Here is a 21,409-nt window from a genome sequence, read left to right on the forward strand (position 1 = left end):
CCCTCTGAGGACGAATGAGGGGCGCCTCGCGGCGCCCCTCACATCGTACGGATTCGATCAGCCGCGAGGCTTCTCGACGAGCTCGGTCGTCTCGATCTCGTCGCCGATCTGGATGTCGTTGTACTTGCCCAGGCCGATACCCGCCTCGAAGTCCGTGCGGACCTCGGTGACGTCGTCCTTGAAGCGGCGCAGCGACTCGATGGCGAGGCCATCGGCGATGACGACGCCGTCGCGGATGACGCGTGCCTTGGCGTTTCGGGTGATCGTTCCGGAGCGGACGATGACACCGGCGATGTTGCCGAACTTCGAGGAGCGGAACACCTCGCGGATCTCGGCGACACCCGACTTGACCTCTTCGTACTCCGGCTTGAGCATACCCTTGAGCGAGCTCTCGATCTCGTCGATCGCGGAGTAGATGACCGAGTAGAACCGCACGTCCACACCCTCACGGGCTGCGGCCTCACGGGCCTTCGGATCGGGGCGGACGTTGAAGCCCACGATGATCGCGTTGTCGATCGTCGCCAGGTTCACATCGGACTCGGTCACCGCACCGACACCGCGGTGGATGATGCGCAGCTGCACCGAGTCGTCGACCTCGATCTTGAGCAGCGACTCCTCCAGCGCCTCGACGGCACCGGACACGTCGCCCTTGATGATGAGGTTGAGCGTCTCGACCTTGCCCTCCTCGAGGGCTCGGGTGAAGTCCTCGAGCGAGATGCGCTTGCGGGCCTTGGCCAGCAGCGCGTTGCGCTGGACAGCCTCGCGCTTCTCGGCGATCTGACGCGCCATCCGGTCTTCCTCGGTGACGATGAAGACGTCGCCGGCGCGGGGCACGGAGTTCAGACCCTGCACCTGCACCGGACGCGACGGTGCGGCGTACTCCACCGATTCGCCGTTCTCGTCGAGCATGGCGCGCACCCGGCCGTAGGCGGTGCCGGCGACGATCGCGTCGCCGACACGCAGCGTTCCGGACTGGATGAGCACGGTCGCGACCGAACCACGGCCCTTGTCGAGCTTCGCCTCGATGGCGACACCACGGGCGGCCTTGTTCGGGTTGGCCGTGAGGTCGAGGCCGGCGTCGGCGGTCAGCAGGACGGCGTCGATCAGCTCCTGGATGCCGGTTCCCTGCCGCGCGGAGACATCGACGAACAGCACGTCGCCGCCGTACTCCTCGGCGACCAGTCCGTACTCGGTGAGCTGCTGGCGCACCTTGCCGGGGTTGGCCTCGGGCTTGTCGACCTTGTTGACCGCGACCACGATCGGGACACCGGCGGCCTGCGCGTGGTTCAGCGCCTCCACCGTCTGCGGCATGATGCCGTCGTCGGCGGCGACCACGAGGATCGCGATGTCGGTGACCTGCGCACCACGGGCACGCATGGCGGTGAACGCCTCGTGACCCGGGGTGTCGATGAAGGTCACCGCACGGTCGATGCCGTCGTGCTCGGTCCAGATCTGGTACGCGCCGATGTGCTGGGTGATGCCGCCGGCCTCGCCCTCGATGACGTTGGACTGGCGGATCGCGTCGAGCAGACGGGTCTTACCGTGGTCGACGTGTCCCATGACGGTGACCACCGGCGGGCGGATCTCGAGGTCGTCGTCGCTCTCGGCGTCGAGCTCACCCTCCAGGTCGAGACCGAAGCCCTCGAGGAGCTCCTTGTCCTCGTCCTCGGGCGAGACCATCTGGATCTTGTAGCCCAGCTCCTCGCCGAGCACCTCGAAGGTCGCCTCGTCCAGGGACTCGGTGGCCGTGGCCATCTCGCCCAGGTTGAACAGGATGGTGACCAGGGTGCCGGGCTGGACGGTGTAGCCGTTCAGTGCTTCGAGCTTGTCCGCGAAGTCCGCGATGGATGCTCCGCGGCGGAGCCGGATGATCTCGCCGTTGCCCTTCGAGACGTTGACGCCGCCGACGACCGGCGCCGACCGCATCTCGAACTCTTGGCGCTTCGCCCGACGCGACTTGCGCTGCTTGCTCTTGCCGCCGCCCTTGCCGAAGGCACCGGCGGTGCCTCCGCCGGGGCCACGGCCACGGCCGCCACCACCGCCGGGACGACCGGCGAAGCCGCCGCCGGGGCGCTGGAAGCCGCCGCCGGCACCGGGACCGCCACCGGCGCCGCCGGGACGGCCGGGACCGCCGGGACGCTGCTGGAACGGTGCGCCGGGACGACCGCTCTGACCACCGCGCGCACCTGCGCCGCCGGGACGGCCGGGGCGCGGAGCGCCCACGCGGGGAGAATCGGGTCGGGGAGCCTGCGGACGCGGGATGTTGCCCGGAGTCGGTCGCTGGCCCATGCCCTGCTGCGAGGCGAACGGGTTGTTGCCCGGACGGGGGCCCGCCGGACGCTGTCCCATGCCCTGCGCGGACGAGAACGGGTTGTTGCCGGGGCGCGGGGCACCCGGCTTGGGTGCACCGCCCGGCTTCGGGGCGCTGTCGCCGGCCGCGGGAGCGCTGCCGCCGGGCTTGGGAGCCGCGGGCTTCGCCGGTCCGGGCGTGGGTGCGCCCGAGGTCGCTGCCGGAGCAGCGGACTCGGTGGCGGGTGCGGCGGGCGCCTCAGCGGGGGCCTCGGCCGGGGCCGCCTTCTTGGCGGGTCCGGGCTTCGGGCCGGGGGTCGGCGCCTTCGGGGAAGCGGCGGACTTGGCCGCAGGCTTCGCCTCGGTCTTCTCTGCCGGCTTCGCGTTGGGGTCGGCCTCGATCGCGGCGCGCAGCTTGCGCGCCACAGGGGGCTCCACCGTCGAAGACGGACTCTTCACGAACTCGCCGAGCTCCTTGAGCTTCGCGAGCGCGAACTTGCTGTCGACGCCGAGTTCAGCGGCGATCTCGTGCACACGTGGTTTGGCAGCCACAATTCTCCTGTCTGGGTCGGTCCGCCCAGGCAGGGCAGACCACTAGTCGCGGACGGGTCTCATTTCGAGCCGTTCACTTTGTTTCCATAGCCGTTCAGCCTTTGTTCCGGTGGAAGTGCCGTTGGATGGTCTGCGCGTCCTCCGCCTCGGGGAATCCGATGGACGGCGGCACGCGGAGTGCTCGTGCGAAGGCCCGTCGCCGCAGAGCGGTGTCGAGGCACTCGAGCGACGGATGCAGCCACGCGCCCCTACCCGGCAGAGCGGCCCGCTCGTCGACGACGAGCCGGTCGTTCTGCACGACCACCCTGATCAGGGCGGATCGAGAGGCACGACCGCGACAACCTACGCACGTTCGTACAGTGTCCATCTTACACCTCGGCGCATCGAGCGATGCCCGCCGCACCGCGGGCGAGCAGGTCGACGCCGCTCACTCCATGACGCTGTCGGGCTGGATGTCGATCTTCGCACCGGTGAGCTTGGCCGCGAGACGGGCGTTCTGGCCCTCCTTGCCGATGGCGAGCGACAGCTGGTAGTCGGGCACCAGGGCGCGCACGGCCTTGGTGCTCGCGTCCAGGACGAACGACGAGGTCACCTTCGCGGGCGACAGCGCGTGCGCGACGAAGGTGGCGAGATCGGGGTGGTGGTCGACGATGTCGATCTTCTCCCCCGCGAGCTCCTCGGTCACCGCACGGACGCGGCGACCCATCTCGCCGATGCACGATCCCTTGGCGTTCACCGACGGGTCGTTCGCCTTGACGGCGATCTTCGTGCGGTGCCCGGCCTCGCGGGCCAGCGACACGATCTCGACGAGGCCGCCGGCGATCTCGGGAACCTCGAGCGCGAACAGCTTGCGCACGAGACCCGGGTGGGTGCGAGAGACGGTGATCTGCGGGCCCTTGGCGCCCTTGGCGACGCTGGTCACGTACACGCGCAGGCGACGTCCGTGGGAGTAGTCCTCCCCCGGAACCTGCTCTTCGGGCGGGAGGATCGCCTCGACGGTGCCGAGGTCGACGTGGATCATGCGGGGGTTGGGGCCCTGCTGGATGACGCCGGCGACGATGTCACCCTCCTTGCCGCGGAACTCTCCGAGCACGGCGTCGTCGGCGATGTCGCGCAGACGCTGGCTGATCACCTGCTTGGCCGCGTAGGCGGCGATGCGGCCGAAGTTCTCGGTCACGACCTCCTCCTCGCCGATGATCGCGTCCTCCTCGTCGGTGACGGGCTGCAGCACGGCGACGTGGCCGGTCTTGCGGTCGAGTTCCACGCGCACGCCGGCCGGTACGGCTCCGTCTTCCGAGATGTGCTTGCCGTAGGCGGTGAGGATGGCCTGCTCGATGATCGACACGAGTTCGTCGAAGGGAATCGCCTTCTCCTTCTCGATTCCGCGCAGCAGTGCGAGTTCGATATCCATCAGCGGTCTCCTCTATTCAGCTCTCACCGCGGACAGACGCTCCGCGGACATCAGATAAGAATACCCGATCCGCCCTGGCTCGACGATGAGCCGGTCGTTCGCGGCACGGGGCCGAGGCACGCGATACTGAGAGCCATGGAGCGATTCGACACGGTCGTCGTCGGTGCCGGGATGGCTGGTCTCACGTGCGCGCGGATGCTCGCGGATGCCGGCCGCACGGTGGTCGTGCTCGAGGCACGCGACCGGATCGGCGGTCGGATGTCGACCGACCGCGGCGCGGGATTCCCCGTCGACCTCGGCGCCTCCTGGATCCACGGCATCCGTGATTCAGCGCTGTTCCAGCTCGTGCAGGCGCTGGGGATCCCGACAAGGGAGTTCACGGTGGGCAGCTTTCAGGTCGGCGGGCGGCCGATGGAGCACTTCGACGGCTCGGGCGAGCGGATGACAGCCGTGGAGGCCGCGCAGTGGGTGGCCGATGTGGAAGCGGTGGACCGGCAGCTGGTCGACGTGATCGCGCGCTCCTCCCCCGGCGAGAGCTACCTGGACGTCACCGAACGGGCGCTGGCTGCATGCGGACTCGCCGCGGGACGGGTCGACGAGATCAGGGAGTTCTTCCGCCATCGCGTCGAGGAGCAGTGCGGGGCGTGGATCGGCGACCTCGACGCGCACGGCCTCGACGAGGACGCGATCGACGGCGACGAGGTCATCTTCCCGCGCGGCTACGACGAGCTGCCGCACCGCGTCGCCGCCGGTGTCGACGTGCGTCTCGCGCACACCGTGCACGGCGTCGAGCGGACGGCTGAGGGATGGCTCGTGCGCGGGGATGCCGGCGGGTTCGCCGCCGACGACGTGGTGATCACCGTGCCGCTCGGAGTGCTGCAGGCGGACACGATCCGCTTCGACCCGCCGCTTCCGCAACGGGCGGGCGAGAGCATCGCACGTCTGGGGATGGGGGTGTTCAACAAGGTCTTCGTGCAGTTCCCGGAGCGCTTCTGGGGCGACGAGACGTACGTGATCCGCGCACTCGGCGAGAGCGGTGAACGGTGGCATTCCTGGTACGACGTCTCCGCGATCAGCGGCATCCCGACTCTGCTCACCTTCGCGGCCGGCCCGCTCGGCCGCCGCATGCAGAGCCTGCCGGATGCCGAGGTCGTGGCAGACATCGTGCGCGCGCTGCGCGGGCTGTACGGCGGCGCCGTGCGCGATCCCATCGCGTCGTGGGTCACCCGCTGGGGAGACGACCCGCACTCCCGCGGCTCGTACTCGCACCTGCCGATCGGCGCCACCCACGGCGACCACGACGCGCTCGCGGGGCCGTTCCACGGCGGCCTCCGGTTCGCCGGCGAGGCGACCTGGGGCGAGGAGCCGGCCACCGTGGGTGGTGCGTACGCGTCAGGGCACCGGACGGCGGAGAGCATCCTCGCGCACCCGGTCGATCGGGCGGCGTTCGCCGCGGCCATCGTCGAGCGCGAACAGCGAACGGCGACCGGCTGAGGATCAGCCCGCGGAGGATCCGCCCGCGGAGGGCAGGTCGTTGATCGCTCGGATGAGGGCGTAGAGCTGACCGACGCTGCGCTGCTCGAGGTTCAACGCCAGGCGAGGCAGCTCGACGACGTCCCCGGCTGCGCGCTCGACATCGAGCGGCCCGGTGCGCTCGATGCGGCCGGAGGCGCACATGTGCCCGAACCGCTCGTTGAGGCTCTCGATCTCGGCATCCGTCGGCGCGTGCACCAGCCGCAGCACCAGCACGTCGTCGACCCAGCGAAGCGAGTCGTAGTTGCTCCAGAAGCCGGTGACGCTGGCCGCCGCCTCCTCCACCGAATCGGTGATCAGCACGCGGTCGAGGTCGTGCGGCGAGATCACCCCTGCCGGGGTGAGGTACTCGTCGACGAAGCGCCGCAACCCGCTCCAGAAGGTGCCCTTCGGGGCATCCAGCAGCACGATCGGCGTCGGCTCCGCCTTGCCGGTCTGCTGCAGGGTGAGCAGCTCGAACATCTCATCCATCGTGCCGAACCCGCCCGGCAGACAGATGAAGCCGCGTGACTCCTTGATGAGCATCAGCTTGCGGGTGAAGAAGTACTTCATCGAGACGACCTGCGTGCTCTCCGCGACGATCGTGTTCGCGCGCTCCTCGAACGGCAGCCGGATCGACACGCCGAGCGACATCTTCGACCCCGCTCCCTCGGCCGCCGCCTGCATGATCCCCGGCCCGGCCCCCGTCACCACCATCCACCCGTCATCGGCCAGTGCCGACGCGACATCTCGCGCCTGCAGGTAGAGCGGGTCGTCCTCGGCGGTGCGCGCCGATCCGAAGACCGTCACCTTCGGCACGTGGTGGAAGGGCTGGAACAGCAGGAACGCCTGATGCATCTCCTGCAGCGCCGCCGAGGCGATCTTCAGATCGAGACGGTCGGTGTTCTCGACGCCGAGCGACAGCGAGGTCTGCAGCAGGCGCGTGATGAGCCCTCGCTCCGCACGGATGCCTGCCTTGTCGAGAAGCGCGGTGAGCTCGTGGCGCAGATCGTCGTTCAGCGTGGCATCCGTCATGCCTCCACCCTGTCACAGCCGCCCACGGGCGGCCGCGACAGCTCAGCGGGTGAGTCGCGAGACGACCTCGTCGGCCGAGAGCGACTCCCGCTCCCCGGTGGCGCGGTCCCAGAGCTCCACCTGGCCCTCCGCGGCGCCTCGACCGACGATCACGATCTTGGGCACTCCGACGAGCTCGGCATCGCCGAACTTCACTCCGGGCGACACCTTCACGCGATCGTCGTACAGCACGTCGAGGTGGGCCGTCTCGAGCTGGTTCGAGATGCGCTCCGCGACGTCGAACGCCACCTGGTCGCGTCCGGCCGCGACGACCTGGACGTCGAACGGGGCGACGGACGCCGGCCAGATCAGGCCCCGCTCATCGTTGTTCAGCTCGGCGATGATCGCCAGGATGCGCGTGACGCCGATGCCGTACGAGCCCATCGTCACCGTGACGAGCTTGCCGTTCTGGTCGAGCACCTTCAGCCCGAGCGCCTCGGCGTACTTCCGCCCGAGCTGGAAGACGTGCCCGATCTCCATCCCGCGGGCAAGCGACACCGGACCGGAGCCGTCGGGTGCGGGGTCGCCGTCGCGGACGTTCGCGATCTCCACGGTGCCGTCGGCGGTGAAGTCGCGCCCGGCGACGACCGTGTGCGCGTGCTTCTGGTCGATGTTGGCGCCGGTGATCCATCGGGTGCCGTCGGCCACCCGGGGGTCGACGAGGTACCGGATGCCCGTCGCGGACTCCTCACCGAGCACCGGCCCGGTCTCGGACCACGGGCCGATGTAGCCGCGCACGAGCAGCGGATGCCGCTCGAAGTCGGCATCCGTCGCCGCCTCGACCTCGGCCGGCGCGAACGCCACCTCGGCGCGCTTGAGATCGACGTCGCGGTCGCCGGGGATGCCGACGATCACCAGTTCCCGTGAGCCGTCGAGGTGCGTGAGGGCGAGCACGACATTCTTCAGCGTGTCGGCCGCGGTGTACTCGCCGTCGAGCGCCGCATTGCAGTGCGCGACGAGCGTGTCGATGGTGGGGGTGTCCGGAGAGTCGAAGACCGTCGCCGGCTGCACACCCTCCCAGCCGACGGCCTCCGGAGCGGTGGTGGTGTAGGCCTCGACGTTGGCCGCGTAGCCGCCTTCGCTGCGCACGAAGGTGTCCTCGCCCACCGGTGTCGGGTGCAGGAACTCCTCGCTGCGCGAGCCGCCCATCGCGCCGGCGTCCGCCTGCACGATCGCGTACTCGAGGCCGAGTCGCTGGAAGATGCGCTCGTACGCATCGCGTTGGGCCATGTAGCTGGCGTCGAGCCCCTCATCGGACGCGTCGAACGAGTAGGCGTCCTTCATCGTGAACTCGCGACCGCGCAGCAGGCCGGCGCGCGGCCGGGCCTCGTCACGGTACTTGTCCTGGATCTGATAGATCGTCAGGGGGAGGTCCTTGTACGAGGAGTACAGGTCTTTCACGAGCAGGGTGAACGCCTCTTCGTGAGTGGGGGCGAGCAGATAGTCGCCGCCCTTGCGGTCCTGCAGACGGAACAGCAGATCGCCGTACTCGTCCCACCGACCGGTGGCCTCGTACGCCTCGCGCGGCATGAGCGCGGGGAAGTGCACCTCCTGGGCGCCGGCCGCAGCCATCTCCTCGCGGATCACCGTCTCGATCTTCGCCTTCACCCTCAGGCCCAGGGGCAGCCACGCGAAGATGCCCGCCGCCTGCGGGCGGATGTAGCCGGCCCGGATCAGCAGACGGTGGCTGGCGACTTCGGCGCCGGCCGGGTCTTCACGGAGCGTGCGGAGGAAGAAGTTCGAGAGACGAGTGACCACGGGTCAAGTGTAGTGACCCGCGGTCACCCGTCCCGGCGGTCACTCAGTTCAGGGCGCGGGTGCCCTCGGGGATCACGCCGTTCGCGTACAGGTCGGTGGCGAGGTCCTGCAGAGCGGTGAGCGCGACCCGCTGCGTGGTCGGCCCGTACGAGATGCGGGAGACGCCCAGCGCCTCGTACTCGGCTGCGGTGAGCGCGCCCGGCAGTCCGATGACGCTGACCTTGTTGCGCCCGATCCCGTCGACGAGGGTGCGGGTGGCGTCGGCGTCGAGCACACCGGGCACGAAGACGGCGGTGGCGCCGGCCTCGATGAATGCGCGGCCCCGCACCACGGCATCCGACAGCTTGTCGGCGAGCGGCTTGTCGCCGCCGCGGACGATGGCGTCGGTGCGTGCATTGAGCGCGAACGGCACGCCCTCCGCCTCGGCTGCCTTGACGATCGCCTCGACCTTGGCCACGGATTCTTCGAACGGCGCCAGGCGGTCCTCGATGTTGGCGCCGACGACACCGACGCCGATCGCGAGCCGGGTGGTCTCACCGGCGTCGCCGTAGCCGTCGTCCAGGTCTGCAGTGACCGGGAGGTCGACGCCCGCGGCGATGCGACCGACGAAGTCGATCATGATGTCGCGCGGGATCTGCCCGTCGGCGTAGCCGAAGGTCGCCGCGATCGAGTGGCCCGCGGTCGCGAGGGCCGTGGTCTCGGGCAGCGCGGCGATCGCCTTCGCCGAGACGACGTCCCAGATATTGACCACGCGCAGGATCTCCGGCGCTTCGTAGAGTTCGATGAGGGTGCGGGCTTTGTCAGCGTTCGTCATGCCCTCACGCTAATGCGCGTGCGCCGGTGCGAGGCCGCTGTTACCCGAGGTTGCGCGGGGCCGTGCGTAGGGTGGGAGCATGCCTCAGCGTCGATCCCACGTCTCGTCCTCCGCCGCGCAGAGCCAGCTCGCCGAGGTGCTGGCCGCACTGCGTGAGGGGATCGAGGCGCCCGTCGAGTTCCCGCCCGAGGCGATCGCGGAGGCGCAGGCTGCGAGCGCGGCGACGCCGGGCCTGGATCTGCGCGACGTGCCGTTCGTCACTCTCGACCCGCTCGGCTCGAAGGATCTCGATCAGGCGTTCCATCTCGCCCGCGCAGGGTCGGGGTATCGGGTGCGGTACGCGATCGCCGACGTGCCCGGCTTCGTGACGCCCGAAGGCGCTGTCGACGCCCAGGCCCGCCTGCGCGGACAGACCCTCTACCTCGCCGACGGGAGCATCCCGCTGCACCCCCGGGTGCTGTCGGAGGATCGCGCGTCGCTGCTTCCGGATGCCGAGCGCCCGGCGCTCGTCTGGACGTTCTCGCTCGACGCCGAGGGCTCGAGGACGGATTTCCGACTCGAGCGCGCGCTGATCCGCTCGCGCGCGCAGCTGGAGTACGTCTCGGCACAGGCATCCGCAGACCGAGGTGAGGACGAGCATCTGGCGCTGCTGCGCGAGATCGGCGAGCTGCGCCGTGCGCGCGAGGCCGAGCGCGGCGGCGCGAGCCTGAACCTCCCCGATGAGGAGGTCGTGCTGCGCGCAGATGGCCACTACGACATCGAGCGCCGCCATCCGCTGCAGATCGAGGACTGGAACGCGCAGCTGTCTCTCATGACCGGCATGGCCGCGGCCGAGCTGATGATCGATGCGAAGGTCGGCGTGCTGCGCACCATGCCCCAGCCCGACGACGCCGCGTTCGAGCGCTTCCGGCGACAGACTCAGGCCCTCGGTCGGCCGTGGATCTCCGGTCGGTACGGCGAGTACCTGCGCGCACTCGACAAGGCCGATCCGCTCACTCTGCCGGTGCTCGAGGCCGCGGCATCGCTGTTCCGCGGGGCGGGTTACGTCACGTTCGACGGCGAGCTGCCCGCAGGCGATCTCTCGCAGGCCGCGATCGGCGCGCCCTACGCCCATGCCACGGCTCCGCTGCGTCGGCTGGTCGACCGGTGGTCGCTGGCGATCTGCCTCGCGGTGTCGGAAGGCCGCCCCGCACCGGAGTGGGCACGCGAATCGCTTGCCGAGCTGCCGGGCCTGATGCAGCAGTCGGCGCAGCGGGCGTCGACGCTGGGCGCCGAGACGATCAACCGGGTCGAGGCCGCGCTGCTGCAGCCGCTCATCGGTCAGACGATTGAGGCGACCGTCATCGAGCTGCGCGGCGAGGATCGCGCGGCCGTGCAGATCGCTCATCCGGCGGTGACGGCGACCGCACCCGTGCCGGCCGGGACGGCGCCCGGCTCGTCGGTGCGACTGCGTCTGGTGGCTGCCGACGTCACGGATGGCGCGGTGGAGTTCGCCGCCTGAGCTGTGCGCACGAGCTGACCGTCAAGACCGGCGGAGCCGCGTACGCAGGAGCCGGCGGTGCCGCGTGCGCAGGGGCCGGCTGTGCCGCGTGCGCAGGGGCCGGCTGGTCCCGTTCGGCCGCCTCCGCGCGCCCGATGCGGCCATCTGGGCCCACCCGGGGAGGAGGATTCGCGCGCCCGCCCTCGGCGCGTTCTGCGCGTGGTCGCAGACCGCCCGGTTCAGGGGGCGGGAACCGCCGTCGTCGTCATGACGAGCAGCTGCGGATCGCGGAGATCGAGCGACACCGAGATCGACGCGAACTCCGCCAGTGAGCGCACGTGCGTTCCCCCGCAGAGGAAGCCGACCTCACCCTCGGGCAGGGTGCAGCGCCAGGTGCGGCGATCGATGATGCTCGGGCCCTCGACCTCGATGCGGCTCTCCCCTGCCGAGGCGACCCAACCCGCGAGGATCTCGTTGATCCGCGTCTCACGCTGGTCGAGCGTGGCGGCGAATCCCTCGGAATCGAAGCCGGCCTTGCGCAGGCTCTTGCCCAGGCGGTACTCGTCGACGCTCCCGTCGGCGTGGATGCGGCTGGACTGGTTGGCCCTGCCCTCGAAGTCGGGACTGCCGAGCGGGTCGGTGCCGATCTGCTTGCGCCACAGGTCGGCGAGCGCCGCGTCGAGGGCGAGGGATGCCAGATGGCACGCGGTGTGCCCTCTGCTCAGAGCGTGCCGGTGATCGGCATCCACGGTCAGGGTGACCCGAGCGCCGATAGCGATGCCCGCGGGAATCGCGCCCTCGGTCCGATGGCCGACCATCCACGTCCAGCCCTCGCCGCCGCGCTTGACGGGAATGTCGGACCCGACGGCCAGCGCCCCTTCGTCGCTGATGGCGGCCATGACGGCCTCGGCGACGCGCAGCTGCACGTCACCGACGGTGATGCTGCCGGAGTCGCCCGGCTGGTCGGGCCAGGTGTGATCGACCGGATGGAACGGGGTCGCGTCGACCACGACGATCGAGGCGGCCTGATCGACGAGCAGCACCTCGCCCTCGCCGCTCAGTGCGCCATCGGGGAACGAGACACGCGTCGACTGCATGGACTTCCTGTCGGGTCAGCCGGTGATGACCTGGGCGGTGCCGAGCGGGGCATCGGAGCCCATCTCGGCGGCGATGCGATTCGCCTCTTCGATGAGGGTGGCGACGATGTCGGCCTCGGGCACGGTCTTGATGACCTCTCCCTTGACGAAGATCTGACCCTTGCCGTTGCCCGATGCGACACCGAGATCGGCCTCGCGCGCCTCGCCCGGACCATTCACGACACAGCCCATCACGGCGACGCGCAGCGGCACCGTCATGTCCTTCAGGCCTTCGGTGACGTCGTCCGCGAGGGTGTACACGTCGACCTGGGCGCGACCGCACGAGGGGCAGGAGACGATCTCGAGCTTGCGCTCTCGCAGGTTCAGCGACTGCAGGATCTGGTGCCCGACCTTGACCTCTTCGGCCGGCGGCGCCGACAGCGAGACGCGGATCGTGTCGCCGATGCCCTCGCCCAGCAGGATGCCGAACGCCGTGGCGCTCTTGATGGTGCCCTGGAAGGCAGGACCTGCCTCGGTGACCCCGAGGTGCAGCGGCCAGTCACCTCGTTCGGCGAGCTGACGGTAGGCCTTCACCATGACGACGGGGTCGTTGTGCTTGACCGAGATCTTGAAGTCGTGGAAGTCGTGCTCCTCGAACAGCGATGCCTCCCAGACGGCGCTCTCCACGAGAGCCTCGGGCGTCGCCTTGCCGTACTTCTGCAGCAGGCGCGGATCGAGCGAGCCGGCGTTCACGCCGATGCGCAGCGACACGCCCGCAGCCTTCGCCGCAGCGGCGATCGCACCCACCTGGTCGTCGAACTTGCGGATGTTGCCGGGATTGACGCGGACAGCTCCGCAGCCGGCGTCGATCGCCTGGAAGACGTACTTCGGCTGGAAGTGGATGTCGGCGATCACCGGGATCTGGCTCTTCTTCGCGATGATGTGCAGCACATCCGCGTCATCCTGCGAGGGCACCGCCACGCGGACGATCTCGCAGCCCGACGCCGTGAGCTCGGCGATCTGCTGCAACGTGCCGTTGATGTCGGTGGTCTTCGTCGTCGTCATCGACTGGACACTGACGGGAGCGTCACCGCCGACGAGCACCTTGCCGACCCGGATCTGACGGGACTTGCGACGTGGGGCGAGGACTTCGGGGACGCGCGGCATCCCAAGATTCACTGCAGGCACCCGTCAAGGCTACCGCCGGTCGATCGGCGTCGGCTGGATGTCGGCTGCTCCGTGTCCGATCGTCGTGTGCACCCCCACCCTTCTGAGCCGACGAAGGGCTGCCCGGTCCGTCACGAGCCGGATCACGCACCTTGCGATGTGCTAATTTCACGGTATGTCCGCGACCCGCACCTGGTGGCCCGCCTTCTAGGCGGTGATTCGCGTACCCACGAGATCAGACCGCCTCCCGGGGCGGTCTTTTTCTTGCCCGCACCGGATCCCCGACCGAGGAGACACCGATGACCGCAGTTCCGCTCACCCGACTGGCAGAGCTCACGGCCGACAACGATGCGTCGTTCGTGCTGATCGCCCGTGAGGGCGGCATCGACCTGCTCACCGGAGACATCGTCGATGTGGCCCGTCTGGCCGACATCCCGCTCGCCGGTCCAGACGGCGCCCGCGAGGTGTTCGCCATGGTGCCGTATCACCAGGTGCGCGAGCGCGGATTCGAGGCGCACGACGATGGCACTCCCCTGCGCTGCCTGCTCGTCACCGAGCATCTGACGCTCGCCCCGGACGAGCTGATGAACGCTCTGCCCCAGGCCCCGATCCCGCTGAGCGACGGCGGGTTCGACATCTCCGACGAGGAGTACGCTGAGATCGTCGAGCGCGTCATCGTCGACGAGATCGGTCGCGGCGAGGGCGCGAACTTCGTGATCCGTCGCGACTACCGCGCGACGTTCGACGCCGACGACCGCACCGCCGCGCTCACCTGGTTCCGCGCGCTGCTCGCGCACGAGCGCGGCGCGTACTGGACGTTCGCCGTCATCACCCCCGGGCACATCGCCGTCGGCGCCAGCCCCGAAGCACACGTCGTCGCGCGCCACGGCGTCGTGACGATGAATCCCATCTCGGGCACCTTCCGCCACCCGGCGGGCGGCGCGACCCGCGAGTCGCTGACCGAGTTCCTCTCCTCCACCAAGGAGACCGAGGAGCTGTTCATGGTCGTCGACGAAGAGCTGAAGATGATGAGCCAGGTCTGTTCGGACGGCGGCCGCATCACCGGACCGCATCTGAAGGAGATGTCGAGGCTCACCCACACCGAGTACATGCTGCGGGGGCGCAGCCGACTGGATCCGCGCGACATCCTGCGCGAGACGATGTTCGCCCCCACTGTCACCGGATCGCCCATGCAGAACGCGTGCGCGGTGATCCGCAGGCACGAGCGGTCCCCACGCGGCTACTACTCGGGCGTCGCCGCGCTGTTCACCCCGAACGCCGAGGGCGGACACGACCTGGACGCGCCGATCCTCATCCGCACCGTCTACCTCGGCGACGGTCGGCTGCGCGTGCCCGTCGGTGCGACCCTGGTGCGCCACTCCGACCCGCACGGCGAGGTCAGCGAGACGCACGGCAAGGCAGCCGGCGTGCTGGGCGCCATCGGCGCCATCGAGCGGGACACCGCCGCCGAGGCGAGAGACGACGACGCGCCGGGCGAGGCTCGGCTGGCCGACGACCCCGAGATCGCCGCTCTCCTGGCATCCCGCAACACCCGCCTCGCGGACTTCTGGATGCAGCCGCAGGACACCCACCCGAGCGGCCGCTTCGCGGGCCGCAGCGCGCTGGTCGTCGACGCGGAGGACCGCTTCACCACCATGCTCGCTCACCAGCTGCGCCATCTGGGCCTCGACGTCGAGATCGCCGCCTGGGACGCCGTGGCCGACAGCGCCATCGACGCCGCAGACCTCGTCGTCGCGGGTCCCGGGCCGGGCGATCCGCGCGACGCCGCGTCGCCGCGCATCGCGCGGATGCAGCAGGTCGTCTCCCGTCGCCGCGACGCGCGTGCACCGCTGCTCGCGGTGTGCTTGAGCCACCAGATCCTCGCCGACCGGCTCGGCATCGACCTGGTTCCGCTTGCCGCGCCGCATCAGGGCGTGCAGAAGACGGTTCCGGTCTTCGGGCGGGAGGCGTCGGTCGGCTTCTACAACACCTTCACCGCGCGGGTCGCGCCCGGTACGACGGCTGTGCCGGATGCCGAGGTGTCGGCGGATGCCCGCAGCGGCGACGTCTACGCGCTGCGCGGCGAGCGTTTCGCGTCGGTGCAGGGGCACCTCGAGTCGATCCTGTCGCGCGACGGCCTGGAGACGCTCGAGCGGCTCATCGCCCACGCCCTCGCCTGACGTCGGCCCGGCACAGCCCGGCTCGGTGTCAGCCCAGCAGGCTCATCGGCTTGACGAGGTCGGCGACGATCAGCAGAGCGCCCATGCCGATCAGCAGCACCGCCACGACGACGGTCACCGGAACCAGCCGGGTCGCATCGACGGGCTTCGGAGCGGGGCGCCGCGTGATCCTCGCCCACGCCCGCTTCACGCCCTCCCAGAGGGCGACGACGACGTGCCCGCCGTCGAGCGGCAGCAGCGGGATCAGGTTGAACACGAACAGCGCGATGTTCAGCGCCGCGAGCAGATTCATCAGCACGACCAGGCGGTTCAGCACGGGAGCGTCGGTCGCCGCCACCTCGCCGGCCAGACGACCCACGCCGACCACGCTGAGGGGCCCGTTCGGGTCGCGCTCGGCGCCGGTCACCAGCGAGGCTCCGACGTTCCACAGCTTCGCGGGCAGGTTGACCACGAGTGACGCGACAGCGCCGGTCTGCTGGATCGCCAGCTCCGGACCCGTGGCGAGCGGCTGCGGCACGTACTCGCTCTGCGCGAAGATCCCCGCGTATCCCACCGTTCGGGTGATCGGCTCACCCTGATCGTCGAGCACCGGGCGCCCCTCGGCATCCACCTGCCCGCGCTCCGCAGCGACCGGTGTGAGCGTCAGATCCACCCGCTCGCCGGCGCGCTCGACGACGACGTCCAGCTGCTCGCCCGGCGAGCGCTGGATGATCGCGGAGGCCTCGGCGAACGTCCGCACCCGTTCGCCGCCGACGCTGATGAGCACGTCGCCGGCCCGCACACCCGCCTCGGCGGCGGGCGCGGCCGGGTCGTCACTCGCGCAGCTCTGCTGCGTCGTGCCGGCGGGCAGAACGCATTCGGTCACGGAGGCGACGGTCGTGCTCGCCTGCTGGATGCCGATTCCGGATGCCATGATCGTGAAGATCGCGATGGCGAGCACGAAGTTCATCGCCGGGCCGCCCAGCATGATGATCACGCGCTTCCAGACCGGCAGGCGATAGAACACCCGATCCTCGTCGCCGTCGGCGATCGTCTCGTCGTTGGCGCTGCGGGCATCCTGCACGAGAGAGGCGAACAGACCACGAGCCGGCGCGCTCTTCGTCGACGGCGGGTACATGCCCGACATCGAGATGAAGCCGCCGAGCGGCAGCGCCTTGAATCCGTACTCCGTCTCGCCGATCCGCTTCGACCACAGCCGCGGTCCGAAGCCGATCATGTACTGCCCGACGCGCACGCCGAACAGCTTCGCGGGCAGCAGATGCCCGACCTCGTGCAGTCCGATCGAGAGGCCGAGGCCGATCAGCATGAACACGACGCCGCCCAGGTACAGCAGGATCTCCACCCGTCCACGGTAGTGGCAGCTCTGAGGAATCCCCTGGATCCCCGTCCGCACCGGGAGCGGCTGGGCCGCGTGAGATCATGGACGGGATATGACCACGACATCGCTGCCCCCTGTGCTCCGTCCGGCCGACCCACCCCGTCGTGCCCTGGCAGAGCTGGCCGAACGCTTCGCCCGAGACGTCCGCGGTGACATCGCCGACGTGCAGCTGAGCGGCATCACGCTCGCGACCGCCGACCTGCGCGCAGGAGAGGCGTTCGTCGCCATCCAGGGCGTCAACCGGCACGGCGCCGAGTTCGTGCAGACCGCGGCGGAGAAGGGCGCGGTCGCGATCATCACAGACGAGGCAGGGGCCGGGATCGCCGGATCTGCGGGTCTGCCGATCATCGTGGTGGACGACCCGCGCGGGGTGCTCGGCGCCCTGAGCGCGTGGGTGTACGGCACCGGCGCGGGCGACCCGCTGCCGCTGCTGTTCGGCACCACGGGCACCAACGGCAAGACGAGCGTGTCGCACCTGCTGCAGGGCCTGCTCGATCAGATCGGGGTCGTGTCGGGTCTGTCGTCGACGGCAGAGCGGCACATCGCCGGTGAGGTGATCGTCTCGCGTCTGACCACACCGGAGGCATCCGAGATGCATGCCCTGCTCGCCCTGATGCGCGAGCGGAAGGTCGAGGCGGTCGCGGTCGAGGTCAGCGCGCAGGCCCTGTCACGGCACCGCGTGGACGGCATCATGTTCGACGTCGCCGGGTTCACCAATCTCTCGCACGACCATCTCGACGACTACGCCGACATGGAGGAGTACTTCGAGGCCAAGCTCCCGCTGTTCACCCCGGAGCGGTCGCGCCGCGCCGTCGTGAGCGTGGACTCGTCGTCCGGCGCCATCGTCGTCGAGCGCGCCACCGTGCCGGTCGTCACCGTCGGCACGCCGGCGATCGCCGCCGACCCCGAGGCCGCCGCGCGTGCGGACTGGGTCGTCTCGATCGATGACGAGCGCCCCAGCGGCACCGCATTCACGCTCACCGGTCCTGCGGGGCGCACTCTGTCGAGCGTCGTTCCCGTGATCGGACCGCACATGGCGGCCAACGCGGGGCTCGCGATCGTCATGCTGCTCGAGGGCGGGTACGAGTGGGACCGCATCGCCGATGCTCTCGACCGCGACGGTCACATCGTCGCGCACCTGCCCGGACGCACCCAGTTCATCTCGGGCGAGACCGGCCCCGCCGTCTACGTCGACTTCGGACACTCCCCCGACGCCTTCGAGAAGACCCTGGCCGCGGTTCGTCGGGTCACCCCGGGGAAGGTGCTGATGCTGTTCGGCGCCGATGGCGACCGCGATGCCACCAAGCGCTTCGACATGGCCCGCACCGCCGTGGAGGGCAGCGACATCCTCGTGATCACCGACCACCACCCCCGGTTCGAGGACCCGGCGTCGATCCGCGCCACCCTCGTCGAGGGGGCCCGTCGCGCACGGCCGGACGCCAAGATCCACGAGGTGTCGCCGCCGGAGGACGCGATCGTGACCGCGGTCGGGCTGGTCGGCGAAGGGGATGCCATCCTTTGGGCGGGGCCGGGGCACCAGGACTACCGCGACATCCGCGGAGTGCGCACGCCGTACTCGGCCCGTGAGCTGGCCCGCCGGGCGCTCATCGCCGCCGGATGGCCTGCTCCCGAATCGCACTGGCCCGTCCCCTACACCGACTGAGGCGCGGGCACCGGTCGCGCGGGCCTGGCACCCGCAGGGCCGGTCAGGAGGCCGCGATCAGCGCATCCGCCTTCGCACGTGCCCAGGTCTCGGCCTCGGCGAGCGCCTCGAGCGTCAGCTCCTCCGGGGCGTCGTGCGCGTCGACGACGCGCTGCACGGTGTCGACGATGCCGAGGAACGTCAGCCGGCCGTCGTGGAAGGCATGCACGGCCTGCTCGTTCGCGGCGTTGTACACCGCGGGGAACGTGCTGCCGGCACGACCGACCGCCTTGGCGAGCGCGACGGCGGGGAACGCCTCGTCGTCGAGCGGCTCGAAGGTCCAGCTGGTCGCCGTGCGCCAGTCGAGCGGTCGGCCCACGCCGCCGACCCGGTGCGGCCAGTCCAGGCCGAGCGAGATGGGCAGCCGCATGTCCGGCGGTGACGCCTGGGCGATGGTGGAGCCGTCGACGAACTCGACCATCGAGTGCACGACCGACTGCGGGTGCACGACCACCTCGATGTCGTCGTAGGGCACGTCGAACAGCAGGTGCGCCTCGATGACCTCCAGGCCCTTGTTGACCAGCGTGGCCGAGTTGGTGGTGACCATCCGGCCCATGTCCCAGGTGGGGTGCGCGAGCGCCTGCGCCGGGGTGACGTCGGCCAGCTCGGCACGAGAGCGGCCACGGAACGGCCCGCCGGATGCGGTGACGACGAGCCTTCTGACTTCGGCGCGTGTGCCGGCGCGCAGCGCCTGGGCCAACGCGGAATGCTCCGAGTCGACCGGAACGATCTGGCCGGGAGCCGCCGCCGCACGCACCAGCTCGCCGCCGACGATCAAGGACTCCTTGTTCGCCAATGCCAGCGTGCGCCCCGCCCCGAGGGCGGCGAGCGTCGAGCCGAGCCCGATCGAGCCGGTGATGGCGTTGAGCACCACATCGGCGTCGACGTCACGCACCAGCTGCTCCGCCTCGACGGCGCCGAGAGCGGTGTGCTCGAGGTGGAACTGCGCGGCCTGCTCGGCGACCAGCTCGGCGTTGCTGCCCGCGGCGATCCCCACCAGCTCGAAGCGACGCGGATTGGCGCGGATCACGTCCAGCGCCTGGGTGCCGATGGAGCCTGTGGAGCCGAGGACGATGACGCGACGCATGCCGCCAGCCTATGCGAGAGGGCGGCGACCCCGTCGGATCGCCGCCCTCTCGTTCAGCGCATCACTGCGCGGCTGGTGCGTGCTGCGTCGCGAGGATGTCGATGACGAAGACGAGGGTCTTGCCGCCGAGCTCGTGGCCCTCGGGGTCCTCGCCGTAGGCGAGCTCCGGCGGGATGACCACGAGAACCTGCGAGCCCACCTTCTGACCGGCGAGCGCCTGCACGAAGCCGGGCACGTAGGTGTTTCCCGGGGCTGCGTACGGAGCCCCCTTCGACCAGGACGAGTCGAAGCTCTCGCCGCTCTCCCAGTCGACGCCGTAGTACTGCAGCAGCGTGGTGTCGCCGTCGGCGACGGCGGGCCCGTCACCCTGCTTCAGCACCGAGATCTCGAGCTCGGCGGGAGCGTCTGCGGACGGCACCTCGACGGCGGGTTCGCCGTCCTTGGCGAGCGTGACGACAGGCATCCCATCGACCGGCTCCTGCTTCTCGCCCCACGCCGCGGTGGGCACCTTGTCGAGCACGTCGATGATGTACAGCTGCGAGTCCGCGCCGTCGGAGGCGGGCAGCGCGAATGCGACGCGCGTGCCGATCGGGGCGCAGCCGATCGCCTCCGCGAGCGCCTGATTCGCCAGCGCGTCCTGCGGCAGCAGCTCCCCCTCGGCGTACCCGAGATCGCCGAGGTGCTCCCCCGTCTTGGAGTCGAAGGCGCTCATCGCGTAGGCGATGTAGTCGCCCTCCTCGACCTTCTCGCCCGTGCCCTCGGTGACGACGGTGCGCTGCACCTCGTCGACCTTCTGATCCTTCGCGACGGTGATCTTGGCCGGCTCACCGAAGTCACCGCTCACGTCGACACTGTCGGTGAGCGCACCGGGAGCGGCGACCTGCTCGCACGCGTCGGCGCTGCCCTTCGAGTCGGACGCATCCGACGTGTCCTGAGCGCCGGAGCATCCGGCGAGCAGGAGCGCGGTGACGGCCACGGTGGAGGCAAGGGCGAGGGGGCGCAGACGCAAGATGGGACCTTCGGGTTCGCAGAACGGTGAAGGTCCCATCCTGACGCACCCGGCTTTGCCGCCGCTGAGTGCAGAACCGGACGCCGCGTCATTCCGCGGCAGGCATGCACCGGAAGATAAGCTCTTCCGGTGAGTTCTGAGCAGTCGGTCACCCCCGCGGACCCCGAGCCGGAGACGCCGGGGCACCCGTCGCCTCGCCACGCCGGGTTCAAGTACAAGGTCGGGCGGATGGTCGCGGCGTCCGTGGCGCGGGTGGTCTATCGGCCTCGCATCGAGGGTCGCGAGAACGTGCCGCTCACCGGTGCGGTGATCCTCGCCAGCAATCACCTGTCGTTCATCGACTCGATGGCGATCCCGATCGCGGCTCCGCGGCCGGTGCACTTCCTCGCGAAGTCGAGCTACTTCGAGGGCACCGGGATCAAGGGCGCCATCTCGCGCGACTTCTTCACCTCGGTCGGAGCGATCCCCGTGCGCCGGGGTGCCGGCCAGGCCGCTCTCGACGCGCTGGACCAGCAGCGGCAGCTGCTCGACGACGGTCTGGCCGTCGCGCTGTACCCCGAGGGGACCCGCTCGACGGACGGCCGACTGTACAAGGGCCGCACGGGTGTCGCCTTCCTCGCCCTGCAGACGGGGGCTCCGGTCGTCCCGGTGGGCCTGATCGGCACGGACAGGATGATGCCGAGGGGGGCGAAGATGCCCTCGCTCAGCGAGCGCGTCACGGTGCGCTTCGGCACCCCGATCGACGTGTCCAGGCACGGTCCCGCGACGAGTGGCAGAGCTCGCCGCCTCGCCACCGACGAGATCATGGCCGCCATCCACGCGCTGAGCGGACAGGAGCTCGCCGGCGTGTACAACGAGCCGCCGGCGCAGACACCCATCGAGAAGATCAAGCAGGCGCTTCCGCACGAGCGCCGCTGAGC

At 70.1% G+C, this 21,409-nt stretch carries 16 protein-coding genes; 5 read left to right on the forward strand and 11 right to left on the reverse strand.

Annotated elements, in window-relative coordinates; all coding sequences use genetic code 11:
• Positions 1 to 57: 57 nt before the first annotated feature.
• The 3 genes from infB to nusA form a co-directional block, all read right to left on the reverse strand.
• Positions 58 to 2,841 carry a translation initiation factor IF-2 gene (gene infB, locus H9633_RS00855; protein ID WP_318247161.1) on the reverse strand — a complete coding sequence of 928 codons (2,784 nt, stop codon included), beginning with the start codon at positions 2,839 to 2,841 and terminating at the stop codon, positions 58 to 60.
• A 94-nt stretch (positions 2,842 to 2,935) separates the two neighbouring features.
• Positions 2,936 to 3,208, reverse strand: coding sequence for a YlxR family protein (locus H9633_RS00860; protein ID WP_071642285.1), 273 nt, complete (start codon positions 3,206 to 3,208; stop codon positions 2,936 to 2,938).
• Positions 3,209 to 3,268: 60 nt separating this feature from the next.
• Positions 3,269 to 4,252, reverse strand: coding sequence for a transcription termination factor NusA (gene nusA / locus H9633_RS00865; RefSeq protein WP_071642282.1), 984 nt, complete (start codon positions 4,250 to 4,252; stop codon positions 3,269 to 3,271).
• 135 nt (positions 4,253 to 4,387) lie between these two features.
• Between nusA and H9633_RS00870 the strand changes: the two genes are divergently transcribed.
• The gene (locus tag H9633_RS00870; RefSeq protein WP_191711765.1) at positions 4,388 to 5,746 is read left to right on the forward strand and encodes a flavin monoamine oxidase family protein; all 1,359 of its coding nucleotides are present in this window, start codon (positions 4,388 to 4,390) and stop codon (positions 5,744 to 5,746) included.
• 3 nt (positions 5,747 to 5,749) lie between these two features.
• On the opposite strand, the gene H9633_RS00875 is transcribed toward H9633_RS00870, so the two are convergent.
• From H9633_RS00875 to H9633_RS00885, 3 genes are read right to left on the reverse strand one after another with little or no spacing between them, the layout of a single operon-like run.
• Entirely contained in the window at positions 5,750 to 6,799 is a 1,050-nt protein-coding gene (locus H9633_RS00875; RefSeq protein WP_071642278.1) for an LOG family protein, read from the reverse strand.
• Positions 6,800 to 6,841: 42 nt separating this feature from the next.
• Positions 6,842 to 8,596, reverse strand: coding sequence for a proline--tRNA ligase (locus H9633_RS00880; RefSeq protein ID WP_191711766.1), 1,755 nt, complete (start codon positions 8,594 to 8,596; stop codon positions 6,842 to 6,844).
• A 43-nt stretch (positions 8,597 to 8,639) separates the two neighbouring features.
• On the reverse strand, positions 8,640 to 9,410 hold the full coding sequence (locus H9633_RS00885) for an isocitrate lyase/PEP mutase family protein (protein ID WP_191711767.1): 771 nt from the start codon (positions 9,408 to 9,410) through the stop codon (positions 8,640 to 8,642).
• 79 nt (positions 9,411 to 9,489) lie between these two features.
• Here H9633_RS00885 and H9633_RS00890 point away from each other — a divergent pair, with 79 nt between their 5' ends.
• Positions 9,490 to 10,911, forward strand: coding sequence for an RNB domain-containing ribonuclease (locus H9633_RS00890; RefSeq protein ID WP_191711768.1), 1,422 nt, complete (start codon positions 9,490 to 9,492; stop codon positions 10,909 to 10,911).
• A 218-nt stretch (positions 10,912 to 11,129) separates the two neighbouring features.
• Here the strand turns inward: H9633_RS00890 and H9633_RS00895 are convergent, their stop codons facing one another.
• On the reverse strand, positions 11,130 to 11,987 hold the full coding sequence (locus H9633_RS00895; protein WP_191711769.1) for an alanyl-tRNA editing protein: 858 nt from the start codon (positions 11,985 to 11,987) through the stop codon (positions 11,130 to 11,132).
• Between the two features lie 15 nt (positions 11,988 to 12,002).
• A complete protein-coding gene (ispG, locus tag H9633_RS00900; protein ID WP_177243807.1) occupies positions 12,003 to 13,154 on the reverse strand; it encodes a flavodoxin-dependent (E)-4-hydroxy-3-methylbut-2-enyl-diphosphate synthase in 1,152 nt (383 codons plus the stop codon).
• A 278-nt stretch (positions 13,155 to 13,432) separates the two neighbouring features.
• Here ispG and H9633_RS00905 point away from each other — a divergent pair, with 278 nt between their 5' ends.
• Positions 13,433 to 15,313 carry a chorismate-binding protein gene (locus H9633_RS00905; protein WP_191711770.1) on the forward strand — a complete coding sequence of 627 codons (1,881 nt, stop codon included), beginning with the start codon at positions 13,433 to 13,435 and terminating at the stop codon, positions 15,311 to 15,313.
• A gap of 28 nt (positions 15,314 to 15,341) precedes the next feature.
• Here the strand turns inward: H9633_RS00905 and H9633_RS00910 are convergent, their stop codons facing one another.
• Positions 15,342 to 16,655, reverse strand: a complete 1,314-nt coding sequence (locus H9633_RS00910; RefSeq protein ID WP_191711771.1) for a M50 family metallopeptidase — start codon at positions 16,653 to 16,655, stop codon at positions 15,342 to 15,344.
• Positions 16,656 to 16,743: 88 nt separating this feature from the next.
• On the opposite strand from H9633_RS00910, the gene H9633_RS00915 reads away from it, so the two are divergent.
• Positions 16,744 to 18,354 (forward strand): Mur ligase family protein, encoded by a 1,611-nt coding sequence (locus tag H9633_RS00915; protein WP_191711772.1) that lies wholly within the window; start codon positions 16,744 to 16,746, stop codon positions 18,352 to 18,354.
• 43 nt (positions 18,355 to 18,397) lie between these two features.
• Here the strand turns inward: H9633_RS00915 and H9633_RS00920 are convergent, their stop codons facing one another.
• Together H9633_RS00920 and H9633_RS00925 are read right to left on the reverse strand one after the other, a co-directional pair.
• Positions 18,398 to 19,480 carry a 1-deoxy-D-xylulose-5-phosphate reductoisomerase gene (locus H9633_RS00920; RefSeq protein WP_071642258.1) on the reverse strand — a complete coding sequence of 361 codons (1,083 nt, stop codon included), beginning with the start codon at positions 19,478 to 19,480 and terminating at the stop codon, positions 18,398 to 18,400.
• 61 nt (positions 19,481 to 19,541) lie between these two features.
• A complete protein-coding gene (locus H9633_RS00925; RefSeq protein WP_191711773.1) occupies positions 19,542 to 20,489 on the reverse strand; it encodes an FKBP-type peptidyl-prolyl cis-trans isomerase in 948 nt (315 codons plus the stop codon).
• A 129-nt stretch (positions 20,490 to 20,618) separates the two neighbouring features.
• Here H9633_RS00925 and H9633_RS00930 point away from each other — a divergent pair, with 129 nt between their 5' ends.
• Positions 20,619 to 21,407 (forward strand): lysophospholipid acyltransferase family protein, encoded by a 789-nt coding sequence (locus H9633_RS00930; RefSeq protein WP_404802953.1) that lies wholly within the window; start codon positions 20,619 to 20,621, stop codon positions 21,405 to 21,407.
• Positions 21,408 to 21,409 lie beyond the last annotated feature (2 nt).

It is taken from the genome of Microbacterium commune (assembly GCF_014836945.1).
In the GTDB taxonomy this organism is placed as follows: Bacteria; Actinomycetota; Actinomycetes; order Actinomycetales; family Microbacteriaceae; genus Microbacterium; species Microbacterium commune.

What these genes read in the sequence shown, in the direction of transcription:
- H9633_RS00870 (WP_191711765.1), top strand. Translation starts at nt 4,388, where the DNA reads ATGGAGCGATTCGACACGGTCGTCGTCGGTGCCGGGATGGCTGGTCTC.
- H9633_RS00895 (WP_191711769.1), bottom strand. Translation starts at nt 11,987, where the DNA reads ATGCAGTCGACGCGTGTCTCGTTCCCCGATGGCGCACTGAGCGGCGAG.
- H9633_RS00890 (WP_191711768.1), top strand. Translation starts at nt 9,490, where the DNA reads ATGCCTCAGCGTCGATCCCACGTCTCGTCCTCCGCCGCGCAGAGCCAG.
- H9633_RS00915 (WP_191711772.1), top strand. Translation starts at nt 16,744, where the DNA reads ATGACCACGACATCGCTGCCCCCTGTGCTCCGTCCGGCCGACCCACCC.
- nusA (WP_071642282.1), bottom strand. Translation starts at nt 4,252, where the DNA reads ATGGATATCGAACTCGCACTGCTGCGCGGAATCGAGAAGGAGAAGGCG.
- H9633_RS00860 (WP_071642285.1), bottom strand. Translation starts at nt 3,208, where the DNA reads ATGGACACTGTACGAACGTGCGTAGGTTGTCGCGGTCGTGCCTCTCGA.
- H9633_RS00920 (WP_071642258.1), bottom strand. Translation starts at nt 19,480, where the DNA reads ATGCGTCGCGTCATCGTCCTCGGCTCCACAGGCTCCATCGGCACCCAG.
- H9633_RS00905 (WP_191711770.1), top strand. Translation starts at nt 13,433, where the DNA reads ATGACCGCAGTTCCGCTCACCCGACTGGCAGAGCTCACGGCCGACAAC.
- H9633_RS00875 (WP_071642278.1), bottom strand. Translation starts at nt 6,799, where the DNA reads ATGACGGATGCCACGCTGAACGACGATCTGCGCCACGAGCTCACCGCG.
- H9633_RS00885 (WP_191711767.1), bottom strand. Translation starts at nt 9,410, where the DNA reads ATGACGAACGCTGACAAAGCCCGCACCCTCATCGAACTCTACGAAGCG.